Annotated in this window: 28 protein-coding genes; 17 read left to right on the top strand and 11 right to left on the bottom strand. The window is 41.5% G+C overall.

The features are described 5' to 3' along the window. The first annotated feature begins 12 nt into the window (after window positions 1-12). Window positions 13-696, top strand: coding sequence for a RadC family protein (radC, locus tag I2D56_RS03385; protein WP_023023154.1), 684 nt, complete (start codon window positions 13-15; stop codon window positions 694-696). 187 nt (window positions 697-883) lie between these two features. On the opposite strand, the gene I2D56_RS03380 is transcribed toward radC, so the two are convergent. The 6 genes from I2D56_RS03380 to I2D56_RS03355 all read right to left on the bottom strand — a co-directional run bounded on the left by I2D56_RS03380 (window position 884) and on the right by I2D56_RS03355 (window position 4,917). Beyond that, a complete protein-coding gene (locus I2D56_RS03380; RefSeq protein ID WP_042361403.1) occupies window positions 884-1,528 on the bottom strand; it encodes a redox-sensing transcriptional repressor Rex in 645 nt (214 codons plus the stop codon). Between the two features lie 93 nt (window positions 1,529-1,621). Beyond that, entirely contained in the window at window positions 1,622-1,858 is a 237-nt protein-coding gene (locus I2D56_RS03375) for a DUF4649 family protein (RefSeq protein ID WP_023023158.1), read from the bottom strand. After that, a complete protein-coding gene (locus tag I2D56_RS03370; RefSeq protein ID WP_023023159.1) occupies window positions 1,858-2,205 on the bottom strand; it encodes a DUF1831 domain-containing protein in 348 nt (115 codons plus the stop codon). The genes I2D56_RS03375 and I2D56_RS03370 overlap by 1 nt, the downstream gene beginning before the upstream one ends. Then, window positions 2,195-3,322: a cysteine desulfurase family protein gene (locus tag I2D56_RS03365; RefSeq protein ID WP_120701961.1), complete on the bottom strand. Its 1,128-nt coding sequence runs from the start codon at window positions 3,320-3,322 to the stop codon at window positions 2,195-2,197. The genes I2D56_RS03370 and I2D56_RS03365 overlap by 11 nt, the downstream gene beginning before the upstream one ends. 9 nt (window positions 3,323-3,331) lie before the next feature. Beyond that, window positions 3,332-4,288, bottom strand: a complete 957-nt coding sequence (locus tag I2D56_RS03360) for a ribose-phosphate diphosphokinase (RefSeq protein ID WP_023023163.1) — start codon at window positions 4,286-4,288, stop codon at window positions 3,332-3,334. A gap of 62 nt (window positions 4,289-4,350) precedes the next feature. Beyond that, window positions 4,351-4,917, bottom strand: a complete 567-nt coding sequence (locus tag I2D56_RS03355; RefSeq protein ID WP_048716258.1) for a CYTH domain-containing protein — start codon at window positions 4,915-4,917, stop codon at window positions 4,351-4,353. 95 nt (window positions 4,918-5,012) lie between these two features. Here I2D56_RS03355 and I2D56_RS03350 point away from each other — a divergent pair, with 95 nt between their 5' ends. From I2D56_RS03350 to mutY, 5 genes are all read left to right on the top strand, one after another. Further along, a complete protein-coding gene (locus I2D56_RS03350; protein WP_048690012.1) occupies window positions 5,013-5,684 on the top strand; it encodes a GTP pyrophosphokinase in 672 nt (223 codons plus the stop codon). After that, the gene (locus tag I2D56_RS03345; protein ID WP_281281320.1) at window positions 5,668-6,486 is read left to right on the top strand and encodes an NAD kinase; all 819 of its coding nucleotides are present in this window, start codon (window positions 5,668-5,670) and stop codon (window positions 6,484-6,486) included. Before I2D56_RS03350 ends, I2D56_RS03345 begins: the two co-directional genes overlap by 17 nt. After that, window positions 6,483-7,373, top strand: coding sequence for an RluA family pseudouridine synthase (locus I2D56_RS03340; RefSeq protein ID WP_195347976.1), 891 nt, complete (start codon window positions 6,483-6,485; stop codon window positions 7,371-7,373). Before I2D56_RS03345 ends, I2D56_RS03340 begins: the two co-directional genes overlap by 4 nt. Window positions 7,374-7,394: 21 nt before the next feature. Beyond that, window positions 7,395-8,369 carry a phosphate acetyltransferase gene (gene pta / locus I2D56_RS03335; RefSeq protein WP_023023173.1) on the top strand — a complete coding sequence of 325 codons (975 nt, stop codon included), beginning with the start codon at window positions 7,395-7,397 and terminating at the stop codon, window positions 8,367-8,369. Window positions 8,370-8,460: 91 nt separating this feature from the next. Beyond that, on the top strand, window positions 8,461-9,615 hold the full coding sequence (gene mutY, locus I2D56_RS03330) for an A/G-specific adenine glycosylase (protein ID WP_195347975.1): 1,155 nt from the start codon (window positions 8,461-8,463) through the stop codon (window positions 9,613-9,615). A 182-nt stretch (window positions 9,616-9,797) separates the two neighbouring features. Here the strand turns inward: mutY and I2D56_RS03325 are convergent, their stop codons facing one another. The 5 genes from I2D56_RS03325 to I2D56_RS03305 all read right to left on the bottom strand — a co-directional run bounded on the left by I2D56_RS03325 (window position 9,798) and on the right by I2D56_RS03305 (window position 14,057). Further along, on the bottom strand, window positions 9,798-10,145 hold the full coding sequence (locus tag I2D56_RS03325) for a thiol reductase thioredoxin (protein ID WP_023026789.1): 348 nt from the start codon (window positions 10,143-10,145) through the stop codon (window positions 9,798-9,800). A gap of 107 nt (window positions 10,146-10,252) precedes the next feature. After that, on the bottom strand, window positions 10,253-11,971 hold the full coding sequence (locus I2D56_RS03320) for a phospho-sugar mutase (RefSeq protein WP_117744224.1): 1,719 nt from the start codon (window positions 11,969-11,971) through the stop codon (window positions 10,253-10,255). A 297-nt stretch (window positions 11,972-12,268) separates the two neighbouring features. Continuing rightward, window positions 12,269-12,829 carry an ECF transporter S component gene (locus I2D56_RS03315; protein WP_195347974.1) on the bottom strand — a complete coding sequence of 187 codons (561 nt, stop codon included), beginning with the start codon at window positions 12,827-12,829 and terminating at the stop codon, window positions 12,269-12,271. Further along, window positions 12,826-13,365: a phosphopantothenoylcysteine decarboxylase gene (coaC, locus tag I2D56_RS03310; protein WP_117744226.1), complete on the bottom strand. Its 540-nt coding sequence runs from the start codon at window positions 13,363-13,365 to the stop codon at window positions 12,826-12,828. The genes I2D56_RS03315 and coaC overlap by 4 nt, the downstream gene beginning before the upstream one ends. A gap of 5 nt (window positions 13,366-13,370) precedes the next feature. Beyond that, complete coding sequence (locus tag I2D56_RS03305; RefSeq protein WP_117744227.1) at window positions 13,371-14,057, bottom strand: phosphopantothenate--cysteine ligase; 687 nt, start codon at window positions 14,055-14,057, stop codon at window positions 13,371-13,373. Between the two features lie 264 nt (window positions 14,058-14,321). Here I2D56_RS03305 and I2D56_RS03300 point away from each other — a divergent pair, with 264 nt between their 5' ends. The 11 genes from I2D56_RS03300 to dprA all read left to right on the top strand — a co-directional run bounded on the left by I2D56_RS03300 (window position 14,322) and on the right by dprA (window position 24,919). Next, window positions 14,322-15,992 carry a formate--tetrahydrofolate ligase gene (locus I2D56_RS03300; protein WP_117744228.1) on the top strand — a complete coding sequence of 557 codons (1,671 nt, stop codon included), beginning with the start codon at window positions 14,322-14,324 and terminating at the stop codon, window positions 15,990-15,992. A gap of 234 nt (window positions 15,993-16,226) precedes the next feature. Continuing rightward, a complete protein-coding gene (locus I2D56_RS03295) occupies window positions 16,227-16,739 on the top strand; it encodes a GNAT family N-acetyltransferase (protein ID WP_023023187.1) in 513 nt (170 codons plus the stop codon). A 360-nt stretch (window positions 16,740-17,099) separates the two neighbouring features. Next, a complete protein-coding gene (locus I2D56_RS03290) occupies window positions 17,100-18,107 on the top strand; it encodes a DUF3137 domain-containing protein (protein ID WP_042507453.1) in 1,008 nt (335 codons plus the stop codon). A 2-nt stretch (window positions 18,108-18,109) separates the two neighbouring features. Continuing rightward, window positions 18,110-18,664, top strand: a complete 555-nt coding sequence (locus I2D56_RS03285; RefSeq protein WP_123160223.1) for a LemA family protein — start codon at window positions 18,110-18,112, stop codon at window positions 18,662-18,664. A gap of 152 nt (window positions 18,665-18,816) precedes the next feature. After that, window positions 18,817-19,893, top strand: a complete 1,077-nt coding sequence (locus I2D56_RS03280) for an aspartate-semialdehyde dehydrogenase (protein WP_023023193.1) — start codon at window positions 18,817-18,819, stop codon at window positions 19,891-19,893. A gap of 88 nt (window positions 19,894-19,981) precedes the next feature. Further along, window positions 19,982-20,917 (top strand): 4-hydroxy-tetrahydrodipicolinate synthase, encoded by a 936-nt coding sequence (dapA, locus tag I2D56_RS03275; protein WP_023023195.1) that lies wholly within the window; start codon window positions 19,982-19,984, stop codon window positions 20,915-20,917. 71 nt (window positions 20,918-20,988) lie between these two features. After that, complete coding sequence (locus tag I2D56_RS03270) at window positions 20,989-21,327, top strand: ATP cone domain-containing protein (protein ID WP_006597242.1); 339 nt, start codon at window positions 20,989-20,991, stop codon at window positions 21,325-21,327. Between the two features lie 125 nt (window positions 21,328-21,452). After that, complete coding sequence (ylqF, locus tag I2D56_RS03265) at window positions 21,453-22,304, top strand: ribosome biogenesis GTPase YlqF (protein ID WP_023023197.1); 852 nt, start codon at window positions 21,453-21,455, stop codon at window positions 22,302-22,304. Continuing rightward, the gene (locus tag I2D56_RS03260) at window positions 22,291-23,061 is read left to right on the top strand and encodes a ribonuclease HII (RefSeq protein ID WP_023023199.1); all 771 of its coding nucleotides are present in this window, start codon (window positions 22,291-22,293) and stop codon (window positions 23,059-23,061) included. The genes ylqF and I2D56_RS03260 overlap by 14 nt, the downstream gene beginning before the upstream one ends. A gap of 12 nt (window positions 23,062-23,073) precedes the next feature. After that, window positions 23,074-24,000 carry an ROK family protein gene (locus I2D56_RS03255; RefSeq protein WP_195347973.1) on the top strand — a complete coding sequence of 309 codons (927 nt, stop codon included), beginning with the start codon at window positions 23,074-23,076 and terminating at the stop codon, window positions 23,998-24,000. Window positions 24,001-24,076: 76 nt separating this feature from the next. After that, window positions 24,077-24,919, top strand: coding sequence for a DNA-processing protein DprA (gene dprA / locus I2D56_RS03250; RefSeq protein WP_195347972.1), 843 nt, complete (start codon window positions 24,077-24,079; stop codon window positions 24,917-24,919). The last annotated feature ends 38 nt before the right edge of the window (window positions 24,920-24,957 follow it).

Genomic DNA, 24,957 nt, shown 5'->3' with positions numbered 1-24,957 from the left:
AGGAGGTTTTTTATGTATCATATTGTATTTCAAGAAGCTAGTCTTTTACCTAGAGAACGCTTGCTTACAGAAGGCCCTGATAAGCTCAGTAATCAAGAATTGCTGTCCATCTTATTACGGACGGGGAACAAAAATAAAACAGTCTACGAGATCGCACAGGAGCTCTTAGGCTCACTAAAGAGCTTAAAGGAATTGGCTAGTATGAGCTTTCAGGAGCTACAGGAAGTTCCAGGGATTGGGAAAGTAAAGGCAATTGAGCTGTTAGCTGCTATTGAACTTGGGAAACGAATCCAGACTTCCCAAGTGATTGAAACAGAACAAATTATGAGTAGTCAGAAGCTTGCAAAGATGATGCAGCAAAAGATCGGCCATGAGAAACAAGAGCATTTACTGGCCTTGTATCTGAATACCCAGAACCAAATTATCCATCAGCAAGTGATTTTTATCGGAACAGTCAATCGTAGCATTGCAGAACCTCGAGAGATCTTGCATTATGCCATCAAGCATATGGCGACGTCTTTAATCCTTGTTCACAACCATCCATCTGGAATCATTCATCCGAGTAAGAATGATGATGGTGTCACCCAACAAATGATTGAAGCCTGTAATTGTCTTGGAATTGTTTTTCTTGACCATCTGATTGTCTCAACTGATGATTATTATAGCTACCGAGAGGAGACAGACTTATTGGTATAGACAGAAAGAGAGTGGGATAGAAATCGGTCATTCGTTAGAATTCGATTTCGTCGTCCAACCACCGCACAGTTGAGTAGGGCTATAAAAGCTGATGAACTCAGCGTAGTAGAGCCCACTCAAGCACTGCGTCTTGCTCGACAATCCAAAGACAATTGAGAGGCTAGGACTTTTGTCCCAGCCTCATTTATTAAGTATTTTTGCGCATAAAGTAGAGAAGGGTTTGCAGTTCACTGGTTAGATCGACATATTGGACAACCACATCTTTTGGAACTGTTAAGTGTACTGGGGAAAAGCTAAGAATTCCCTTGATACCAGCTTCAACCAGTACATCTGCAACTTCTTGAGATTTTACACTTGGAACGGTTAAAATGGCTGTTTGGATCTCTTGTCCCTCTAGTTTTTCTTTCAGCGTTGAGATGCCGTAAATCGGAATACCATCTTTACTTTTAGTACCGACTAACTCATGATCATCGGTATCAAATGCCATGACAATCTTCATCTTGTTTCGCTCATGGAAGCGATAGTGAAGAAGGGCACTTCCCATATTCCCAATACCAACGATAGCAACATTGGTGATGGAGTTATCATTTAAGAGATCTGCGAAAAAGTTCATTAACTTTTTGACATCATAACCAAAACCACGTCGTCCTAGCTCTCCGAAGTAGGAGAAGTCGCGACGAACAGTTGCGGAGTCAATCCCGATGGCTTCAGCAATCTGTTTTGAATTGGCTCTCTCGATTTTCTCTGCATTAAAGCGTTTAAAAATGCGGTAGTAGAGGGAGAGTCGTTTGGCAGTAGCACGAGGAATTGGATTAGTCTTATCTTGTTTCACAATATCACAACCTTTCAAATCTATTGTATAAAAAGTTTGTGAATAAAGCAACTATCTTCTACTAAAAAAACACCAAAAAGGTGCTTTTCTTTCTTAGTTGGAATTTCTTAAACTCTGATCAAACTGAATCAGATAGCGATAGAAGTCGCCTATCTTTCCAGTAAAAGGTAATGTTTGTCCCTTGTAGGATACGGAAACAACCTGATAGGAATCTGGAAGGGTCACACAGCCTGAAAAAGCTAATAAACAGTGATCCAAATTATCGTAGCTGATCTGACGTTCCTTTTTGTATGCATCCAAATAAGTGAGGACTATGAGACCATTGGTCATTACTTTTCAATCCTTTCAAAGATTTCCCGTTCAACTAGACTATCCATAAGGAAGTAGAATTTTTGTTGGATGATTTTGTTTTCTGGATTTTTAAAAATATTCACCAAACGAAGACCTGACTTATCAGTAATGTTAATTTTAAATCCTGTTAAATCCTTATTGATGATAATTTTTAGCTTAAAGCCATCCCCGCTGTTTGGAACAGCTTCTAATAAACGATTTAATTCGTAGTTCCCAACCTTTGTTTGTGCAAAGGTATTGTCGCGTAGGGTATATTTTTTAATATTTGGATGGATTGCGTATGTGTAATCGCAGTTTGGTAATGAGACAGATGTTTCAAATGCCATGTAATTCTCCTAAAATTTTGTGAATGGTTGTTATAAAAGTATCGACCTCAGCGGTCGTATTGAATTCGGATAAACTAATGCGAATAGATTCCTTCAATCGATGAGAATCTTCGCCATAATAAGCCGCAAGAACGTGGCTTGGTTGAACAGTTCCTGCTGTACAAGCAGAGCCGGTTGAGACTGAAATTCCTGCCATGTCTAAACGAAGCAGTAGGATATCATTGCTGATACCTGGAAAGCCGATATTTAAGACATGAGGAAGTTTGGAGTCTGTGCAATTCAGATAAAAATCTAGATCCTCTAGGCCAGTTAGGATACGTTCAGATAAGCTCTGAATATACTGATAATTTGCGTCTAACTGATCAGTTGCTTCTTTGAGGGCTTGAGCCATTCCAGCAATTGAAATCAAGTTCTCTGTGCTAGCTCGACGTTTGTCTTCTTGGTCACCCCCGTGTAAGAGATTGAAGAAGTCAGGCTTTTTAGCATAGAGAAGACCAACTCCCTTAGGCCCGTGAAATTTATGGGCCGATGCGGTTAGAAAATCAACTCCTAGCTCTTCAGGGGCTACAGCAAGTTTACCAACGGCTTGAACAGCATCAACATGAAAAGCAGCAGGATGGTCTTTTAAAAGGTCAGAAATTGCCTTGATAGGCAAGAGATCACCCGTTTCGTTGTTGGCATACATGGTGGATACTAAAATTGTATCGGGACGAAGTGCAGCTCGAATATCTTCAGGTCGAATTTTTTGATCTACTGGTTGAATGATGGTTACTTCAAATCCATATTCTTGGACCAAGTACTCAATCGGTTCAAGAACGGCATGGTGCTCAATAGCCGTGGTAATAATATGCTTCCCTTGCTGTCTATGTTTGAGACAGTAGCCCTTTATAACAGTGTTATTACTTTCGGTCCCGCCAGAAGTGAAGATAATCTGTTGACTAGAGGTCTTTAAACAAGTTGCAACGCATTCCCTAGCATCTCTAAGAATCTTTTTCGCTTGACGACCATGGGAGTGGAGGCTAGAGGGATTTCCGAAACTGGTCTCCATCGTTTCTGTCATCACCTTGATTACTCCTGGGCTTAGGGGAGTGGTTGCCGCATTGTCAAAATAAATCACGACATCACCTTATTTCTTGTGGTATGCAAAGAGTGGACTAACTGGTTTACGCTCTTGGATACGTACAAGGGCATCTCCAATCAATTCGCTTGCAGTAATGTATTTTACATTTTGGGGTTTTTGCTCTTTGGTTGCTACAGAGTCTGTAACCAAAATTTCTTTAATCGGTGCTTGGTCTAGTAATTCTGCAGCTCCCTTAACGAAAAGTCCGTGACTAGAAACGGCATAAATCTCAGTAGCGCCGTCGCGTTGAACAATTTTTGCAGCCTCAGAGAAGGTTTTTCCTGTATTCAAAATATCATCGATCAGGATTGCTTTTTTACCTTTAACATCCCCGATGATGTAGCCCTCGTCACGGCTAGAGTCGTCTTGGGCGTAGTCGATGATAGCAATTGGGGCATCTAGATATTCTGCAAGATTGCGTGCGCGTTTCACTCCAGAATTTTTAGGGCTGACAACCACTACATCTGAACCGGTTAAACCTTGTTTGATATAGTGATCAGCAAATAGAGGAATCGTGAACAAGTTGTCTACTGGGATATCGAAGAAGCCTTGTACTTGAACCGCATGAAGATCGAGGGTTACAACACGGTCTACCCCTGCCTTGACAAGCATGTTGGCAACTAATTTTGCTGTAATTGGTTCGCGAGGAGCAGCAGTGCGGTCTTGACGAGCATACCCAAAGTATGGAAGGACCACGTTTACGGTATGGGCACTTGCTCGTTGGCAAGCATCTACCATGATTAACAATTCCATTAAGTGATTGTTCACTGGGAAGCTAGTAGATTGGATGATGTAAATATCATATCCACGCACACTTTCTTCGATATTAATTTGGATTTCACCATCTGAGAATTGACGTGAAGAAAGCTTTCCGAGTGGGATGCCAGCAACTTCCGAAATTTTTTGTGCAATTTCTTGATTGGAGTTGAGTGCGAAGAGCTTCATATTGTTTTTTTCTGACATGTGTTTGATCCTCATTTAGATATTTTTGTCTAGACTTATTTTAGCAAAAAAATTCAGTAATTTCAGCTATTTAGCAAACTTTGAGCCAATCTTGCTACTTTACTTTTTGCTGGCTTGTATTCAATTTGTTTTTCCTTGAGAAATTCGTGAAAATAAGTTTCATCTGAGGCGTCATCTACCTCCATCTCCAACTCATAGTCCTCGATAGAGTTATAGCGACTACGGTCAAAAGCTAATAATCCTTTAGGGATTCTTTTCTCCCGTCTCTCTGTTTCTAGACTTCCCCAGACATCTAAGGAAGTTAGAGGAATGTCTAAATCAGTGAGAAAGCTGGCAATATCACCTTGAGGGAGTTTCTTCTTGGAGAGAAAGGCTTCTACTTGTTCAAAAGTAAGGGCTTGATTGTATTCAAAATGTCCCGCATCTTGCGGTACTTTAAGGGTTAGCTCAGCTCGATCAGCTAAGGTACGAATTCGCAAGGCCATCCGATGATTCCGGATAGCTTGGTCGGGCGTGTCAATATAGTGATTGGTTTGTCGGATAGGAGGTTGGTCCTTGAAAAAGTCTTCTAGAGAATGGTACTCTTCTTTGGTTAGTAAGGTTTTAAATTCAATTTCTAAATGATTCATAGCTACGTCCTTTTCTTTCGTTTGCAAGCTCTTTATGATATAATAATAGATGTGTTTATTTTATACAAAAAACTTTGAGATGACAAGGTGATTCAATGGCGATTGATTGGGAAAATTTTTTAGATCCCTATATCCAAGCAGTTGGGGAGTTGAAGATTAAACTTCGTGGGATAAGAAAGCAGTATCGCAAACAACAAAAGCATTCCCCAATCGAGTTTGTGACCGGTCGTGTGAAGCCGATTGAGAGTATTCTCGAAAAGATGGAACGCAGAAGTATATCTGAAGAGAACCTGGCTCAAGATATGCAAGATATTGCTGGTCTGAGGATCATGGTTCAATTTGTAGATGACGTAGACGAAGTCCTAGAAGTCTTGCGGAAGCGTCAGGATATGCGCGTGGTTCAAGAACGAGATTATATTCGTCACAAGAAATCAAGTGGGTATCGAAGCTATCATGTAGTGGTAGAGTATCCAGTAGATACCATTAATGGCTATGAAACGATTTTGGCAGAGATTCAGATTCGTACTTTGTCTATGAATTTCTGGGCCACCATTGAACACTCATTAAATTACAAATATAAAGGAGATTTTCCGGACGAGATTAAGAAGCGTCTTGAAGTCACCGCGAATTTGGCTTATCAACTCGATGAGGAAATGGGTGCCATTCGTGATGCCATTCAGGAGGCGCAAGCTCTTTTTGATCCAATGCATCGTAAATTAAACGATGGCGTCGGAAATAGTGATGATACAGATGAGGACTACAGGTAAAAAGGTTTCGATTATTCGGAATCGAAAACGCCAGAGCGAAGAGGTTTTTCAACAACTTCGTTATAAATTAAAAAAGAATAATTTTATCTTAACTGAGAAGCATCCGGATATCGTGATCTCTATCGGTGGGGATGGTATGTTGCTCTCGGCTTTTCATAAGTACGAGAGTCAATTAGATCGGGTTCGTTTTGTTGGAGTGCATACGGGTCATCTTGGATTTTATACGGACTATTTAGATGATGAGATTGACAAGTTGGTAGAAAATCTCAAGTTCGATACAGGTGCCAAGGTATCTTACCCAATCCTTAATGTCAAAGTGACCTTTGATAATGGGGATACGAAGATTATGCGAGCTCTTAACGAAGCGACAATCAAACGCAGCGATCGAACCATGGTGGCTGATTTAACCATCAATGGCGTTCATTTTGAGCGATTCAGAGGGGATGGCATTACGGTTTCGACCCCTACAGGTAGCACAGCTTATAACAAATCTTTGGGAGGAGCTGTTCTTCACCCGACGATCGAAGCGCTTCAGATTGCTGAAATCGCTAGTCTGAATAATCGTGTCTATCGAACTTTGGGGTCATCGATCATTGTTCCTAAAAAAGATAAGATTGAAATTACGCCAAGCCGGCCTGGTTTTCACATTCTCTCTGTTGATAATTCAACCTATTCCTATCGAAATATCGCCCATATCGAGTACCAGATTGATAACCACAAGATCAATTTCGTAGCGAGCCCAAGCCATACCAGTTTCTGGAATCGGGTCAAGGATGCCTTTATCGGAGATATTGACGAATGAGGTTCGAGTTTATTGCAGATGAACATGTCAAGGTTAAAACATTCCTGAAGAAGCACCAGGTTTCAAAGGGGTTATTGGCCAAGATCAAGTTTTCTGGAGGCCAGATTTTAGTCAATGGCGTTGAACAAAATGCCATTTATCTTCTGGATATCGGAGATAAGGTAACGATTGATATTCCCTCTGAGGAAGGTTATGAAGCTTTGGAGGCCATTGATCGTGATTTGGAAATCTTGTACGAAGACGATCATTTCTTGGTTATCAACAAACCAGCAGGAGTGGCATCCATTCCTAGCTCCCTTCATTCCAACACCATTGCGAACTTTGTCAAGGGTTACTATGTTCGCAATCAGTATGAAAATCAGCTCGTTCATATTGTCACCCGTTTAGACAAGGATACCAGTGGGATCATGCTTTTTGCCAAACATGGCTATGCCCATGCTCGCTTGGATAAGCAACTTCAGGCTAAGACGATTCAAAAACGTTACTTTGCATTGGTAAAGGGGACGGGTGAGTTGGCAAGCAAGGGGGATATCATAGCCCCCATTGCGCGTGATGAAGACTCCATTATTACCCGAAAGGTAGCAAAAGGTGGCAAGTATGCTCATACCAGCTACCAAGTTGTCCAGTCTTTTGGTGATATTCATCTGGTGGATATCCAGTTGCATACAGGCCGGACCCATCAGATTCGCGTTCATTTTTCTCATATTGGTTTTCCACTTTTGGGAGATGATCTCTATGGAGGTTCGTTAGAAGATGGGATTCTTCGACAAGCCTTGCATTGCCATTCCTTGGCTTTTTATCATCCTTTTTTGGAAGAGGAGCTCCGAATTGAAAGCTCTCTGCCAGATGATTTTAGCCGAGTCTTAAAACAGTTATCAAATATTTAATTTTTTTCAAAGGAGAAACTCATGGAAGTTTTTGAAAGCCTCAAAACCAACCTCGTTGGTAAGAATGCTCGTATTGTGTTACCAGAAGGGGAAGAGCCTCGTATTCTGCAAGCAGCAAAACGGATTGTAAAAGAAACAGACGTTACACCTGTCTTGCTTGGTAATCCAGATAAGATTCGTATTTACCTTGAAATTGAAGGAGTTTTGGAAGGATACGAAGTTATCGACCCGCATTCTTACGCAGGCTTTGATGAGATGGTAGCTTCCTTGGTAGAACGTCGGAAGGGTAAAATGACAGAAGAAGAAGCACGTCAAATTTTGCAAGACGATGTCAACTACTTTGGTGTTATGTTGGTACATCTGGGAATCGTTGATGGTATGGTTTCAGGTGCGATTCACTCAACAGCTGCAACTGTTCGTCCAGCCCTTCAAATTATCAAAACTCGTCCAAATGTCAAACGCACTTCAGGTGCCTTCCTCATGGTTCGTGGTTCTGAACGTTACTTGTTTGGTGACTGTGCGATTAACATCAATCCAGATGCTGAAGGCTTGGCTGAAATTGCCATCAACTCTGCTATCACAGCCAAGATGTTTGGCATCGATCCGAAAATCGCCATGTTGAGCTATTCAACCAAAGGTTCTGGTTTCGGTGAAAGTGTTGATAAAGTTGTGGAAGCAACAAAAATCGCTCATGAACTTCGTCCAGACCTTGAAATTGATGGGGAATTGCAATTTGACGCTGCCTTTGTACCAGAAACAGCAGCATTGAAAGCTCCAGGAAGCAAGGTGGCAGGACAAGCTAATGTCTTTATCTTCCCAGGTATTGAGGCTGGTAACATTGGGTACAAGATGGCAGAACGTCTCGGTGGCTTTGCTGCAGTAGGACCAGTTTTGCAAGGGTTGAACAAACCAGTTAACGACCTTTCTCGCGGATGTAATGCAGATGACGTTTACAAATTGACCTTGATCACAGCAGCTCAAGCTGTGGAACAATAAGAATGATTGAAAGGCTTAGGGATTTCCTAGGCCTTTTTATGGTAGAGTCAGAATCTCTAAAGTAGAAGTCATTCTATGGTATACTAGGAATATGATGGATTTAAAAGATTACGGGATTATCATGTGGGAGGAGGAAAAAATTGCCTCTTTCCGAGAAAAGTTATTAGCCTGGTATGATGCCAATAAACGGGATCTCCCCTGGAGACGGACGCAGGATCCTTATAAAATATGGATTTCAGAGATTATGCTCCAGCAGACACGTGTCGATACGGTTATTCCTTATTATGAGCGTTTTTTGGATTGGTTTCCGACCATTGCGGATTTAGCTCAAGCCCCTGAAGAAAAGCTCTTAAAAGCTTGGGAGGGCTTGGGCTATTACTCGAGGGTCCGCAACATGCAGAAAGCTGCCCAGCAAATCATGGAGGACCATGGGGGTGTTTTCCCATCAAGCTATGAGGCTATCTCTAAACTCAAGGGAATTGGACCTTATACAGCTGGTGCCATTGCCAGTATTGCTTTTGGCTTGCCAGAGCCAGCAGTGGATGGCAATGTCATGCGGGTTTTAGCTCGTTTGTTTGAGGTTGACTACGATATCGGAGTTCCGACTAATCGTAAGATTTTTCAAGCCATGATGGAAGTCTTGATCGATCCAGAGCGTCCGGGTGATTTCAATCAGGCTTTGATGGATCTGGGCTCAGATATTGAATCACCAGTCAATCCACGGCCCGAAGAGAGTCCTGTTAAGGAATTTAGTGCGGCTTATCAGCATGGAACCATGGATCGTTATCCCATCAAGGCTCCTAAAAAGAAACCAGTGCCAGTTTATTTAACAGCCTTTATTATAAAGGATAGTCAAGGGCGCTATTTGCTGGAGAAAAATGAACGAGAAGGCCTATTATCTGGTTTTTGGCATTTTCCCTTGATTGAAGTGGATAATCTATCGGAGAACTTGGGGCAGTTGTCTCTACTGGATGGAAAGGGGCAAGCAGGAGACCTTCCGGAAATACTTTCCTTTGAACAGGATTATGACTTGGTCATTGATTGGCAAGAGAAATCTTATCCCATCGTCCAGCATGTCTTTTCACATCGCAAATGGCAGGTTCAACTTCGTTACGGCTTGGTAAAAGAAGGAGAGCAGCCAACAAGTGAATCGACTGTTTGGTTAAGACCAGAAGAATTTTCGGCCTATCCTTTTGCCAAACCCCAGCAAAAGATTTGGACGACTTTTACAGAAAACGAAAAATGAGAGTGGGACAGAAATCGGTAATTCGTTAGAATTCGATTTCGTCGTCCCACCTCCGCACAGTTGAGAAGGGCTGTAAAAGCTGATGGAATCAGCGTAGTAGAGCCCACTCAACCACTGAGTCTTGCTCGACAATCCAAAGATAATTAAGAGGCTAGGACTTTTGTCCCAGCCTCAATTTTTTCTTATAGATGAGCGAATGCTTTAATTTCTTCTTCTGACATAGAAGAGTCACAACGAACCGTTACTTCACCTGCTTCGACATGTAAAAATCCTGGTACAGTTGGAATGCCATAGGTTGAACGGAAGGCTTGTAAAGCCTCTAATTGGCTTGGTTCTTCACTATTGATGAAGTAGATATGAGCTTTTGTTTCAGCTACTACAGTTGCTAATTTAGCAGCGAACTTACGGCAATATGGGCAAGTCTTGCGTCCAATAAAGAAGGTTGCTGTTTCTTTTTTGTCGATGGCTTCTTGCGCACGCGCTACAGTGGTTACTTCGAGATCTTTAATATCTACTAAAAATTGTTCCATGAGATTACCTCGCTTTCTTATAAATCTAGTATGCCATAAAGAAAGAAAAAATGCTTAATTTTGATATGAAAAAAGATGAGATAGATTTATCTCATCTTTTCTCTTGCTTATTTTACAAATGCATTGATTTCAGCTTCGATGTTAGCAATCTTAGCTTGTGACTCTTCGTTGCTTTCACCAACAACTGCAATGTAGAACTTAATTTTTGGTTCAGTACCTGAAGGACGAACAGCAATCCATGAACCGTCAGCAAGTGTGTATTTCAATACATCACTTGGAGGAGTCGTCAAGGCTGTTACAGTACCATCAGCGGCAGTAGATGTTTGTGCTTTGAAGTCTTCAGTGATTGAAACGGCTGTTTCGTTAAACTCTTTTGGACCGTTTTCACGGAATTTAGCCATGATCGCTTTGATTTGCTCAGCACCATCGACACCTGAAAGGGTCACAGAAATAGTCTTCTCAGCATAGTAGCCATACTCTTTGTAGATTTCTTCGATACCGTCTGCAAGAGTCAAACCACGAGAGCGGTAGTAGGCTGCAAGCTCAGCAACAACAAGGACAGCTTGGATGGCATCTTTATCACGTACGAATGGTTTGATTAAGTAACCGAAGCTTTCTTCAAATCCCATCATGTATGTGTGATTGTGTTTTTCTTCGAATTCTTGAATCTTTTCAGCGATAAATTTGAAACCAGTCAAGACGTTAAACATGGTTGCGCCGTAGCTTTCAGCAATCTTCGTTACCAAGTCAGTTGATACGATTGATTTGCAGAGTGCTGCATTTTCAGGAAGGGTCCCAGCGTTTTTGTGGGCTTCCAAGATGTACTTAGCCATGATGGCACCGATTTGGTTACCTGAAAGGTTGAGGTAGCTACCATCTTTTTGAAGGACTTCAACACCGACACGGTCAGCATCAGGGTCCGTTGCAACAAGAACATCAGCTCCTACTTGGCGACCAAGTTCTTCAGCTAGAGCAAAGGCTGCTTGGCTTTCTGGGTTTGGAGATTTAACAGTAGAGAAGTCTGGATCTGGAGTTGCTTGAGCTTCAACAACTTGAACAGAATCAAATCCTGCTTGAGCAAGAGCACGACGAGCTAACATTTCACCAGTACCGTGAAGTGGAGTGTAGACAATCTTCATGTCTTTACCGAATTCTTCAATCAAGGCAGGATTGATGTTCACGTCTTTGACTTCTTTGAGGTATTCAGCATCAATCGCTTCACCAATAACTTCGATCAAACCAGAGGCTTTTTCTGCTTCAACATCAGCGACTTCCACAGCAAATGGATTTTCGATCGCACGAATATAGGTTGTCAAAGCATCTGCATCATGTGGAGGCATTTGGCCACCATCTTCACCGTAAACCTTGTATCCATTGAATGGAGCTGGGTTGTGGCTAGCAGTAATCATGATACCAGCAAAACAGTTGAGGTGACGAACCGCGAATGAAAGTTCTGGAGTTGGACGGAGACTTTCAAAAACATAAGATTTAATACCGTGTTTTGCAAGAACTGCTGCTGATTCAAAGGCAAACTCTGGAGAGAAGTGACGGCTATCGTAAGCGATGGCTACCCCACGTTCTTTTTCATTTCCACCCTTTGATTCGATCAAACGAGCCAAACCTTCAGTTGCTTGACGGACTACATAGATGTTAATACGGTTGGTACCGGCACCAATCAATCCACGCATACCAGCAGTACCGAATTCAAGGTTCGTGTAGAAGGCATCTTCTTTGGTTTTTTCATCCATGTTTTCCAAATCGCGACGAAGGTAATCTGGTAGGTCAGCAAAATCAGCCCATTTTTGGAAGTTTTCTTGATAAGTCATGCAAGCGTCTCCTTTTGATATATAATTAATCGCTTACATTATAGCAAATTTTTTCAGAAAATTCTAGCGATAATTGTAAATCTTTTCAAAAATAAAGAGGGGTTTCGGATAGTAAAAAGGCTGGGACAAAAGTCCTAGCCTCTCAATTATCTTTAGATTGTCGAGCAAGACGCAGTGCTTGAGTGGGCTCTACTACGCTGATTTCATCAGCTTTTACAGCCCTACTCAACTGTGCGGAGGTGGGACAACGAAATCAAATTCTAACGAATGACCGATTTCTGTCCCACTCTCAACTTTTTATTTTAATTTTTCAAGGGCTGGGACAACGGCACTAGTGATCAGAACTGTTGCAATAACTTCGATGAGTGAGTTAGTAGAAACAATCAAGCCAAGAAAATGTTGAATTCCTCTTCCAAAGCTGTTACCAAAGAAGAGGTAAATCCCGCTTAAAACGAATACAGTATTGGTCATAGATCCGACAATGCCGGCTGTTATTAACCCAGTACGATTGTGCATCCATCGATAGACAAAATAAGGTGTTACCCCGATGAGAATACGCGGTACTATAGCGATGACAAGGGAATAGAGATTTCCGTTTGGCACAAAGGGACTAAATAGATAGCTTGCTGGGGTTAAAACAAGAGTATTCATCGTTAAACTAAAGAGTCCCATAAGCAGTCCTAGAATAGCACCTGTACGAGGTCCATAAATGATAGACGCGATCACGACAGGGATATGAACCAAGGTTGGCTGAATACCTGATGGTACAAAATGTAAGATGAAGGAAGTTGTAAAATGGATGGTAATCATTACCGCGAAAAATATAGCAATGCGTGAAATGGATGAGGATTTTTTCATGAAAGCGACTCCTGTATAGTAGTTAGAATGGTTTCGATAGAAGCTAAAGCTCCAGCCCCTTGATCGCCACAAGCCAGAGTAGCATAGCGAGGTTGAATAATCTGATAGCCGTAGTCTTGTAAGAGTTTTAGATTTCGTTGGGTAGCTGGGTGTTCCAGCATTTTCGTATTCATAGCGGGGGCTAGGATTTTTTTAGTTTCTTGAGGCAAGGCTAGAGCTGTGCTCGTCACCATATTATCTGCTAGCCCCATGGCAAGTTTAGCAATCGTATTGGCACTAGCCGGTGCTACTAGAAAGAGGTCTGTTTCTTTTCCAATGTCGATGTGTTCAATCCGCTGTGGATCCTCTTCAATCATGACATCTAGACCGACTGGATTTTTTGAAAGGACCTGAAGGGTTAGGGGAGTGATAAAAGCTGTAGCTGCAGGAGTCATGATTACCTTCAGCTGATGACCGAGCTTGGTCAATTGACTGGTGATATCCGCTGCCTTATATGCAGAAATACTTCCTGTAACAGCTAGTAGAATATTGGCCATAGGTTTTATCCTTTATTTGTAATGTGATGGAAGATTTTTTGAGCAATATCCAATTTCGTTTTGGCTATTCGAGTAGCATCTTTAGTAACTAAGTATGCTCGATGCTTCCCGTCTTGAATTTCGCTCAAGTCATTGGCGACAATCATTTCTGCCTGATTTTTTTTGAGGCTAGCACGAGCAACTGATAGCAGTTGATCCTGGGATACATCAACCAGCAGTTTAAATCCAATTAAACGAATGTCTGGATTCCAGGCTTTCACCAAGGAAATCAACTTAGGATTTTTCTTCAAAAAGAGAACTTGATAATCTTCCTCCGATGAAATCTTCGATTCCTGATTGGTTTGATGGAGAAATTGCTCTAAATTAGTAGCTTCTTTTACAGCATGAAAACCTGTCATATAGACTGGACTGTAGTCGGAGACAGCCATGGAATGAATAAGGACCTGATGAGTTGGAGTTTCTTTCTCAAGAACTGTTTGAAGTTCAGCGACATCTTTGATGATCACTTTTGTTAAACGAGGGTGTGCATTCGGTTGAACCGCAGTTGGGGTGGTCACCAGAGTCACAGAAAATCCTGCCTCTAAAAATTTTTCGGAAATGATTTTTCCAAGTTGACCAGTGGAATGGTTGGTAATCGAACGAACCTGATCAATTTTTTCACTCGTTCCACCAGAAGTAATCAAAATATTCATAGGCTTATTTTACAAGAATTTTATATTTTAGTAAAGCCAAGAACATGGGTCTTGCGTCTGTTTTTTAGGCGAAACGGAAGTAATGGGAGAGGAATTGGGGACTCATAGTTATTTCGTATAGAGGGCTATAAGAAATTAGAATAAAGGCCAAAAAGGTTCATTTTAAAGGCAAATACCGAACGAACGGGGAAAGTTTGACATTTAAAATATATATCCTTGTGAAATTTCTGTATAATAGGATTATTAAATAGTGAGGAGATTAAGATGAAGACAGATATCGAGATTGCACAAAGTATTGAATTGAAACCAATCACAGATGTGGTAGAAAAATTGGGGATTCATTTCGATGACTTAGAACTCTATGGAAAGTACAAGGCAAAATTAACCTTTGATAAGATTCAAGCCGTTCAGAAGGAAGAACCAGGAAAACTCATCTTGGTGACAGCTATTAACCCAACTCCAGCTGGAGAAGGAAAATCTACTATCACTATTGGATTGGCAGATGCCTTAAATAAGATTGGTAAACAAACCATGATTGCCATCCGCGAACCATCTTTAGGTCCTGTTATGGGTATTAAAGGGGGAGCAGCTGGTGGAGGCTATGCCCAAGTTCTCCCTATGGAGGATATAAATCTTCATTTCACGGGTGACATGCATGCCATTACGACAGCAAACAATGCTCTTTCAGCTTTGATTGATAATCATTTGCATCAAGGAAATGAGCTAGGCATCGACCAACGCCGGATTATCTGGAAGCGGGTAGTGGACTTGAATGACCGTGCTTTGCGGCATGTTTCTATCGGTCTCGGAGGCCCTCTTAATGGGATTCCTCGTGAAGATGGGTTTGATATCACCGTTGCTTCTGAGATTATGGCCATTCTTTGTTTGGCGACAGATATTGAAGACTTGAAACGCCGTTTGGCTAATATTGTCATCGGCTACCGCTATGATCGTAGTCCAGTTTATGTCCGCGATTTAGAAGTAGAAGGGGCTCTTGCTTTAATCCTGAAAGATGCCATCAAGCCAAACTTGGTTCAAACCATCTATGGAACTCCAGCCTTCGTTCATGGTGGACCTTTTGCAAATATTGCCCATGGATGTAACTCTGTTTTGGCTACCTCAACCGCTCTTCGTTTAGCCGATTACGTGGTGACAGAGGCAGGCTTTGGGGCAGATTTAGGAGCTGAAAAATTCTTGGATATCAAAACACCAAATCTCCCAGCCAGTCCATCTGCTGTTGTGATTGTTGCAACGATTCGAGCTTTGAAGATGAATGGTGGAGTTGCCAAAGATGCTCTTTCTGAGGAAAACGTTGAGGCTGTTCGTTCAGGTTTTTCTAACTTGGAACGCCATGTTGAAAATATGCGCAAATTCGGTGTTCCTGTAGTGGTTGCCATTAATGAATTTGTAACGGATACAGAAGCTGAAATTGAAACTCTTAAAGAACTTTGTGCTTCTATTCAAGTTCCTGTTGAATTGGCTAGCGTTTGGGCTGATGGAGCTGATGGAGGAGTAGCCCTAGCAGAAACCGTGGTGGCGACCCTTGAAACAAGTACAGCTAGCTACACTCGTCTTTATGATAATGATCTTTCTATTGAAGAAAAAATTACCAAGATTGCTAAGGAAATTTACCGGGCAGACAATGTTGTCTTTGAGAAAAAAGCCAAAACTCAGATTGCTCAGATTGTAAAAAATGGCTGGGACAAGTTGCCCGTTTGTATGGCCAAGACACAATATAGTTTTTCAGATGATCCAAGTCTCCTTGGAGCGCCGACTGGCTTTGATATTACCATTCGCGAATTGGTGCCTAAGACTGGTGCAGGCTTCGTCGTTGCTCTAACTGGTGAAGTGATGACCATGCCTGGACTACCAAAACGTCCTGCTGCTTTGAACATGGATGTGGCAGAAGATGGGACAGCCTTGGGCTTATTCTAATAAAAGTATATGAGAGTGGGACAAAAGTCCTAGCCTCTCAATTGTCTTTGGATTGTCGAGCAAGACGCAGTGGTTGAGTGGGCTCTACTACGCTGATTACATCAGCTATTACAGCCCTACTCAACTGTGCGGAGGTGGGACGACGAAATCGAATTCTAACGAATTACCGATTTCTGTCCCACTCTCATTTTTATATTTTCGAGGTATAATAGAGAGATAGAAAGCGAGAAGACTATGTTGAAGATACGACCAGTCACCTTAGCGGATGCTCCTGAACTTGTCAGAATTTATGCCCCTTATGTTAAGAAAACAGCCATCACTTTTGAATATGATGTTCCGACGACGGAGGAATTTGAAGGGCGTATCGAAAAGACCCTTCAACGTTTTCCCTACTTAGTAGCTGAAGAAAATGGTCAAGTACTTGCTTATGCCTATGCTTCAACCTATTATGACCGATCAGCCTATGACTGGGCTGTAGAAGTATCAGTCTATGTGAACGAACATTATCTTGGGCAAGGACTGGGTTCTCGTTTGTATGAGGCCTTAGAGAGGGAGCTGGAAGCGCGTGGCTATTTACGCTTCTTAGCTTGCATCGCCTTGCCAAATCCAGCTAGTATTGCCCTGCATGAAAAACGAGGCTATGTGAAAGTTGCTCATTTTCCTAGAATTGGCTATAAATTTGATCAATGGCATGATATTGTCTGGATGCAAAAGACAATCGAAGGGCCTGTGAAATCCCTAATGTAATAATGCAGATGAATCGTGGCTTTCCTCTATTTCTCTTAAGCTTTTTGAGAGGAATTCTAAAACGAGCCTCTTGACAGCTTATGCAATGTCGTGGTAGACTAGTTTCATGCGATGAGTCGATTGGCTCTTAGGAGCCTTTTGCGCTGAGGAGGTCTACATTCAATTGTAACGCAGGAGCGGACCTTGAACAGTTGTGTGAACCGGCTGTTCTCATCGAAAGATGCCTCGAATCCCTTACCATTTGGTAGGGGATTTTTTTGTAGAAATTCACTGCTATCAAATACATATATTTGTTTGCCTCTTGTGGTTGCTGGTGGTATAATGATGGAAATAGATGTATTCATTTGTGTTTGAAAGGAGATGGTTATAGTGTATGATCAAAACAGTCCAAACAACAAGTGGTCACAAGAAACTTTCCAACGTATCAGTGAACTGGAGAGATTAGAACAATATCAGGCTAAGTTGTTCATCATGAAGGAACAAATGAAGAATAACCTTCATTGGAGAAACGCTACTATGCTTGGTATTATTTTAGCTATACTATCTTTCCCACTTTTTGGATTGCGAGCCTTTGTTATCATTCTTCTTGCAGGGGTGTTCTATTATTTACCAGCCTACCAAAAAAGAAAGTCTTTATTCAGAGGTCAGGTTCGATCCAATGACGAGATTTATATAACAGATTTTCTTTGTCCTATTTTGAAAGAAGTTTTTCCTCAAGCTGAGCTAACTTTGACAGCTAACTACCCTATGAATGTCTTGCAGGTCTTTAGTCCGAGATCGACTAAGTTTAATCTCTTTAATCAACTGTCCTTCCATGATGAAAAGAATCTCGTAGTAGCCAATCTCTATGCTTACCACATTGAAACGCGAACCAAGAGAGACTCTAACGGGGAAACTCATACGGTCAACGAAGAAGTTGAAGATTTTTCTGGTCAGATTTTTTCTTTAAAAGCTCCAATCTCATTTCCAGGGCACTTGAGAGTTGTTCCAACCAAGAAATCTTTGTTTTTAAAAAGAGAACTAAAAGGAGACTATCCGGGTGCTGGACCTAATGAAGTCCAAATTGAAACAGAAGATATCCAAAACAATGAAAACTACAATATCTATTGTACTGATGAACTGGCTGCACGAAAATTCTTAAAACCAAAGATCCTAGAATGGTTTGATCAGCAAATTTCTCAGAATGCTATGTGTGTGTATTTAGTACAAGACACACTCTACATTTCCTTATATACTGATCGCTACCTTTTCCCAACCCCAAATAGAAAAGACGCAATCGAAAGTCTTTCGATTGCTGCAGAGTATCAAAAACTCTGTAGGGAGATTGATCTCATTGATGAATTAACCAATATATTTAAAGGAGAATAACTATGTCAGGTTTAATGATTGCCCTTGTTGTATTTGCTCTTGTCATTTTCTTGTGGTTTATCGGTGAAAGCAACCGTTTGAACCGTTATCAGGTCATGATTGAAGAATCAAAAAGAACGGTCGATATCACTCTGGTGAAACGCTACGAAACCATTTCGGAAATGTTGAATGCTGCTAAGGCTTATGCCAAACATGAGGAGAAAGTCTTTAGCGAATTGGTAGCACTTCGCCAAGGTGCTTCTATTCAAGAATCCAACCAAGTTATTGCCAATCAAAATGATGTTTTGGCACAAATCCGAGCAGTGGGTGAGAATTATCCGGAGCTCTTGTCTTCAAACCAATTCTTGGCCTTACAAAAAGAAATTGCCGACGAAAATGAAGATTTGGCAGCCTCTAAACGAATTGTCAATAGCAATATTAGTCAAATCAACCAAGCCATTGTAACCTTCCCAACATCTGTTGTTGCAGGGATCAAAGGCTTGTCACAAGTTCCATTTTTATTGGAAGACACGCAAGGGAAGAAGGACTTGAGTGATTTGGATTATGAGATCCATTAATTTTTATTAAAAGCTTTCATATCTTTAGAAACGATCCCGGTCTTAGATCGGGATTTTTTTTAGAAATGAAAATACGCTTTTCATTTACTGGGAAAAATAGTATAATAGATGAAATTCACAAATTTTTAGAAAATTCCGAAAGAGGTTTTATTATGGGATATACAGTTGCTGTTGTCGGCGCGACAGGTGCCGTTGGTGCTCAAATGATCAAGATGTTGGAAGAATCGACACTTCCAATCGATAAAATTCGCTACTTGGCGTCTGCTCGTTCAGCTGGTAAGGTATTGAAATTTAAGGATCTAGACATTACGATTGAAGAAACAATGGAGAACGCTTTTGAAGGAGTTGATATTGCTCTCTTCTCTGCTGGTGGTTCAACTTCTGCAAAATACGCACCTTATGCTGTGAAAGCAGGAGCTGTCGTGGTCGACAATACGTCTTACTTCCGTCAAAACCCAGATGTGCCATTGGTTGTTCCAGAGGTGAATGCTCATGCCCTTGATGCTCACAATGGGATTATTGCTTGCCCTAACTGTTCAACAATCCAAATGATGGTGGCACTAGAGCCAGTTCGTCAAAAATGGGGCTTGGATCGTATCATCGTATCGACTTACCAAGCTGTCTCTGGTGCAGGTATGGGTGCTATTCTTGAAACACAACGTGAACTTCGAGAAGTTTTGAATGATGGAGTGGATCCGCGTGATTTGCATGCAGAAATCTTACCATCAGGTGGCGATAAGAAACATTATCCAATCGCATTTAATGCTCTTCCTCAAATTGACGTCTTCACTGATAATGACTACACATATGAAGAAATGAAGATGACAAACGAAACCAAGAAAATCATGGAAGATGATAGCATTGCAGTTTCGGCAACGTGTGTACGTATTCCGGTCTTGTCAGCTCACTCAGAGTCAGTTTACATTGAGACCAAAGAAGTAGCTCCAATTGAAGAGGTAAAAGCGACCATCGCAGCCTTCCCAGGTGCAGTACTGGAAGATGATGTTGCTCATCAAGTATACCCACAAGCTATTAATGCTGTTGGTTCTCGTGATACCTTTGTTGGTCGTATCCGTAAAGACTTGGATGCTGAAAAAGGGATCCATATGTGGGTAGTTTCTGATAACCTTCTTAAAGGAGCAGCCTGGAACTCTGTTCAAATCGCAGAAACTCTTCATGAGCGTGGATTGGTGCGCCCAACAGCTGACTTGAAGTTTGAATTGAAATGATTCTATAACTGAATAAATTGTAATGGGGACAGTGACCAACTTTTGGTGCTGTCCCTCTTCCCTATGATTGAATCAAGAAGGAGGATCTATGTCTTATCAAGATTTAAAAGATTGTAAAATGATTACCGCCTTTATCACCCCTTTTCACGAAGATGGCTCGATCAACTTTGAAGCTATTCCTCCTTTGATTGAGCACCTCTTAGCTCACCATACGGACGGAATTCTATTAGCTGGTACCACGGCCGAAAGTCCGACACTGACACACGATGAAGAATTAGAACTCTTTGCAGCGATTCAAAAGGTGGTGAACGGACGGGTTCCTTTGATTGCTGGTGTCGGGACCAATGAAACCCGAGATTCTATTGAGTTTGTAAAGGAAGTAGATCAGTTTGGAGGTTTTGCTGCTGGGTTAGCTATCGTCCCTTACTACAACAAACCTTCTCAAGAAGGAATGTATCAGCATTTTAAAGCTATTGCAGACGCTTCTAACTTGCCAATTATTATCTATAACATCCCAGGGCGCGTGGTTGTAGAAATGACACCAGAAACCATGCTCCGTTTGGCCGAACATCCAAATATCATCGGGGTCAAAGAATGTACGACTCTAGCCAATATGGCTTACTTAATTGAGCATAAGCCAGAAGAGTTCCTCATTTATACGGGAGAGGATGGAGATGCTTTCCACGCCATGAACTTAGGGGCAGACGGTGTCATTTCAGTAGCTTCCCATACCAATGGGGATGAAATGCACGAAATGTTCCAAGCGATTGAGCACAATGATATTAAAAAGGCAGCGGCTATTCAGCGCCAATTTATCCCTAAAGTTAATGCTCTCTTTTCTTATCCAAGTCCAGCACCAGTTAAAGCAGTCTTGAACTATATGGGCTTTGAAGCAGGGCCTACTCGTTTACCATTAGTTCCAGCCCCTGCTGAGGAAGCGAAGCGCATCATCAAGGTTGTAGTGGATGGGGATTACCACGCATCGAAAGAAATCATCACGGGAGTTCTTCGTCCGGATTATTGATATTTTAGATTCTTGACAAATCTCCTATTTATTAAGATAATAGAAGTATATTGAAGACCAAGGAGAAAAAGATGGAAGTCATTAAACGTAGTGGTGAAGTAGTAGAATTTGATCCAGATAAAATCTACCAAGCTGTTTTAAAAGCGGCTCAAACAGTCTATGTCTTAACGGATGATCTTCGCCAAAACTTGGCGCAAGTGACCAAGAAAGTTGTGATGGATCTGGAAGAAGCTAAAGTAGAACGTGCGACTATCAGCATGATCCAGTCAATGGTTGAACACCGCTTACTTGGCGCTGGTTATATTACCATTGCTGAACACTATATTTCTTATCGCTTGCAACGTGATTTGGAACGGAGTGGTTATGGAGATCACATCGCTGTTCACTTGCATTTTGAGCAAATTCGCTAAAATAAGAAACGAAGTTACAGATGTAGCTTCGTTTTTGTTTGTAAAAATGGGAAGCAGTTTTATAAAAGAAATACCGTATTTCATGGTATAATAGATAGGATTGAATGTTGAAAGGATTTCATTTCATGGCGATTATTCAATGGTTTCCTGGACATATGTCCAAAGCTAGAAGACAAGTACAGGAAAATTTAAAATTCGTGGATTTTGTAACGGTTCTGGTGGACGCTCGTTTGCCATTATCCAGTCAAAATCCCATGTTAACAAAAATTGTTGGTGACAAGCCTAAGTTGATGATTCTGAATAAGGTAGACTTGGCAGATCCTGTCGCAACAAAAGAATGGCAGGGGTATTTCGAATCTCAAGGAATCAAAACATTGGCTATCAACTCCAAAGAGCAGTCGACAGTCAAAAAAGTAACAGATGCGGCTAAGTCTTTGATGGCAGATAAAATTGCTCGCCAAAAGGAACGAGGGATTCAGATTGAAACCCTTCGGACCATGATTATTGGGATCCCAAATGCTGGTAAATCAACGCTGATGAATCGTTTAGCAGGGAAAAAGATTGCCGTAGTTGGAAATAAACCAGGTGTAACCAAGGGACAACAGTGGTTGAAAACCAATAAGGACCTCGAAATCTTGGATACCCCAGGGATTCTTTGGCCAAAATTTGAAGATGAAGATGTAGCTCTAAAATTAGCTTTAACGGGTGCCATTAAGGACCAGTTATTGCCTATGGATGAGGTGACTATTTTTGGTCTGGAGTATTTTAAATCTCACTATCCAAAAGAGTTGCAAGAACGCTATAAGCAAATGAATTTGGAGCAGGAAGCACCGGAAATCATCATGGAGATGACCCAACGCTTAGGCTTTCGAGATGATTACGATCGTTTTTATAGCTTGTTTGTTAAGGATGTACGAGATGGTCGTTTGGGCCGCTATACCCTTGATCGCGTAGGTGAAGTGGATGCCAACGATTAAAGAAGTCAAAGAGCGTTTGGCAACGATTGATAGGCTGGATCATCCCTTGTTTGAAGAGTTAATCTATGATGCTCGAGCGGGCGTTCAGTCGGCCATCAACAAACGAAAACGTGAACTCCAAAAACAAGTAGACGAAGACCTGCGTTTAGAAAAAATGCTCACCTATGAAAAAGAATTATATGCCCAAGGGATTCAGCTCATTGCAGGAGTGGATGAAGTAGGACGAGGCCCTTTAGCTGGGCCTGTCGTCGCTGCAGCTGTTATTTTGCCTAAAAATTGTAAAATTCCAGGTTTAAACGATAGCAAGAAAATTCCTAAATCTAGGCACCAAGCTATTTACCAAGCGGTTTTTGATCAGGCTATTTCGGTTGGGATTGGGGTAAAAGACAATCACGTCATTGATCAGGTAAACATCTATGAAGCGACGAAATTAGCTATGCTAGAGGCTATTCACGAATTGGAGCCACAGCCTCAACATCTCTTGATCGATGCCATGAAATTGGATCTTCCTATTTCTCAGACCTCCATCATCAAGGGAGATGCTAATTCCTTGTCTATCGCGGCAGCTTCTATAGTAGCTAAGGTAACACGGGATCAGATGATGGCGGCATATGACCAAGAGTATCCAGGTTATGATTTTGCTCAGAATGCGGGCTATGGGACCACCAAGCATCTTGAAGGATTGGAAAAACAAGGGGTTAGTCCAATCCATCGCCGAAGCTTCGAACCCATTAAGTCCATGACTGATGTTGATTAGGAGGAGAAGAAAATGCTCTTAGCCTTTGATATTGGGGGAACTTTTATTAAATACGCCTTAGTCGATGAAGCCTATCAAGTGAGCGATTCCTCTAAAGTTCCGACGCCAGATACTATTGAGGACTTTTGGGAAGCCCTCGAGCGCGTGATTTGCTCGTTCCAGAATCAAATTACAGGGATTGCCATCTCATGTCCAGGTGAAATCAATAGTCGACTTGGTTTTGTCTTTAAAGGTGGCCTAATTCCTTATTTGAGGAATATTCCTTTAGCTTCTCGTTTAAATAAGATGTTTCAAGTTCCTGTGACCGTCCTCAACGACGGAGATGCTGCGGGTTTGGCAGAAGCTCGAATTGGAAACCTCCAAGATTGTTACTGTGGTGCAACCTTTGTATTGGGAACTGGCGTAGGATTAGCCTTGACTTCCAATGGTTCTTTAATTTCTACCTTGCATCTCAAGGATTATCTTCGTTGGCCGAACCCAGAGGAGCCACCAACAACTCCAGAACAAAAACAATTTCAGAGAGAGATTTTGAAGCATGGGATTTCCAGTTTGGTTCAAAATTTAGGCTCAGCTGTCAACTTTGTAGCCCAAGCCAGTCAGCTCTTGCAACTGCCGGAAGAGGATGGCATCCAGGTTTTTGAAGCCCTTCACGCTGGTTATCATGGGGAGTTACAAGACTTATTTATTTCTTATTGTCGGGAAATTGCAATCCTGATCTATAACCTTCAGTCACTTGTTCGGCTTGAAAAAGTGACGATTGGTGGAGGAATTAGTAGCCAAGACATTCTTTTAGAAGAAATCAACCATCAGTATAAATTGTTGTTTGAGGAAAGTAGTGAGCAACGATTTTCTTTACTAGAGATTCAAGCAGCTCGTTACCACAACTCAAGTAACCTTTTGGGGGCCGTTTGTCATTTTAATATTGTAGAAAATCATTAAAAAGTTCTATTTTTAGAGCTTTTTTTGTTTTCTTTTACGAATATTATAAATAGATAGTAGAAAATGAGGTTTACGAATGAACAAATATGAACTTTATAAATTAAAGGTTGCTGGCCTGTCTAATCTACAGGTTTTTAGCATTGTCAATTACTGGGAAATGAATGGGGAATGGCCTTCTTTAGAATTAATGGCAAAAATTGCAGGGTGTCGCAATCAAACACTTTTTATGGAACGATATATTCGGATTGATGACAAGGTCTTGAGGGAAGAGTTCAAGGAGTTTGATTCGATATCCATTATGGATCCAGAATATCCTGAAGAACTTCTTTGGATGCATAACCCACCTGTTTTGTTGTTTTACTCAGGTAACATTGACCTTCTTAAACATCCCAAAATAGCAGTCGTGGGGAGTCGTTCCTGCAGCCGCACAGGGATTCAATCTGTCGAAAAAATCATTAATGAGTTAAACAACGAATTGATTGTGGTGAGTGGATTAGCCAAGGGGATAGATGCTGCGGCTCATTATGCAGCTATTCGAAATGGAGGAAAAACAATTGGTGTGATTGGTACTGGGTTAGATGTCTTCTATCCTAGATCTAATAAACAGTTGCAGAAGTACATGGGTGGGAGCCATTTGGTTTTAACAGAATACGGTCCTGGCCAAGGCCCTCAAAAACACCATTTTCCAGAGCGTAATCGGATTATTGCTGGCCTTTCTAGAGCGGTGATTGTGGCAGAAGCGCGGATGCGGTCTGGGAGTCTAATCACTTGTGAGCGTGCTATGGAAGAAGGTCGTGATGTTTTCGCTATTCCAGGTTCTATATTGGATGGTCGTTCTGATGGTTGTCATCACCTCATTCAAGAAGGAGCAAAGCTTGTGACCAGTGGAAAAGATGTCCTAGATGAGTTTGAATTTTAAAATGAGTTTTCCTATAGGAGAACTTCACGGTTGACATC

It is taken from the genome of Streptococcus australis, assembly GCF_015553625.1.
GTDB lineage: Bacteria > Bacillota > Bacilli > Lactobacillales > Streptococcaceae > Streptococcus > Streptococcus australis_B.
Note: the sequence above shows the minus strand (reverse complement) of the source record. Positions and strands in the feature narration are given on the sequence as shown.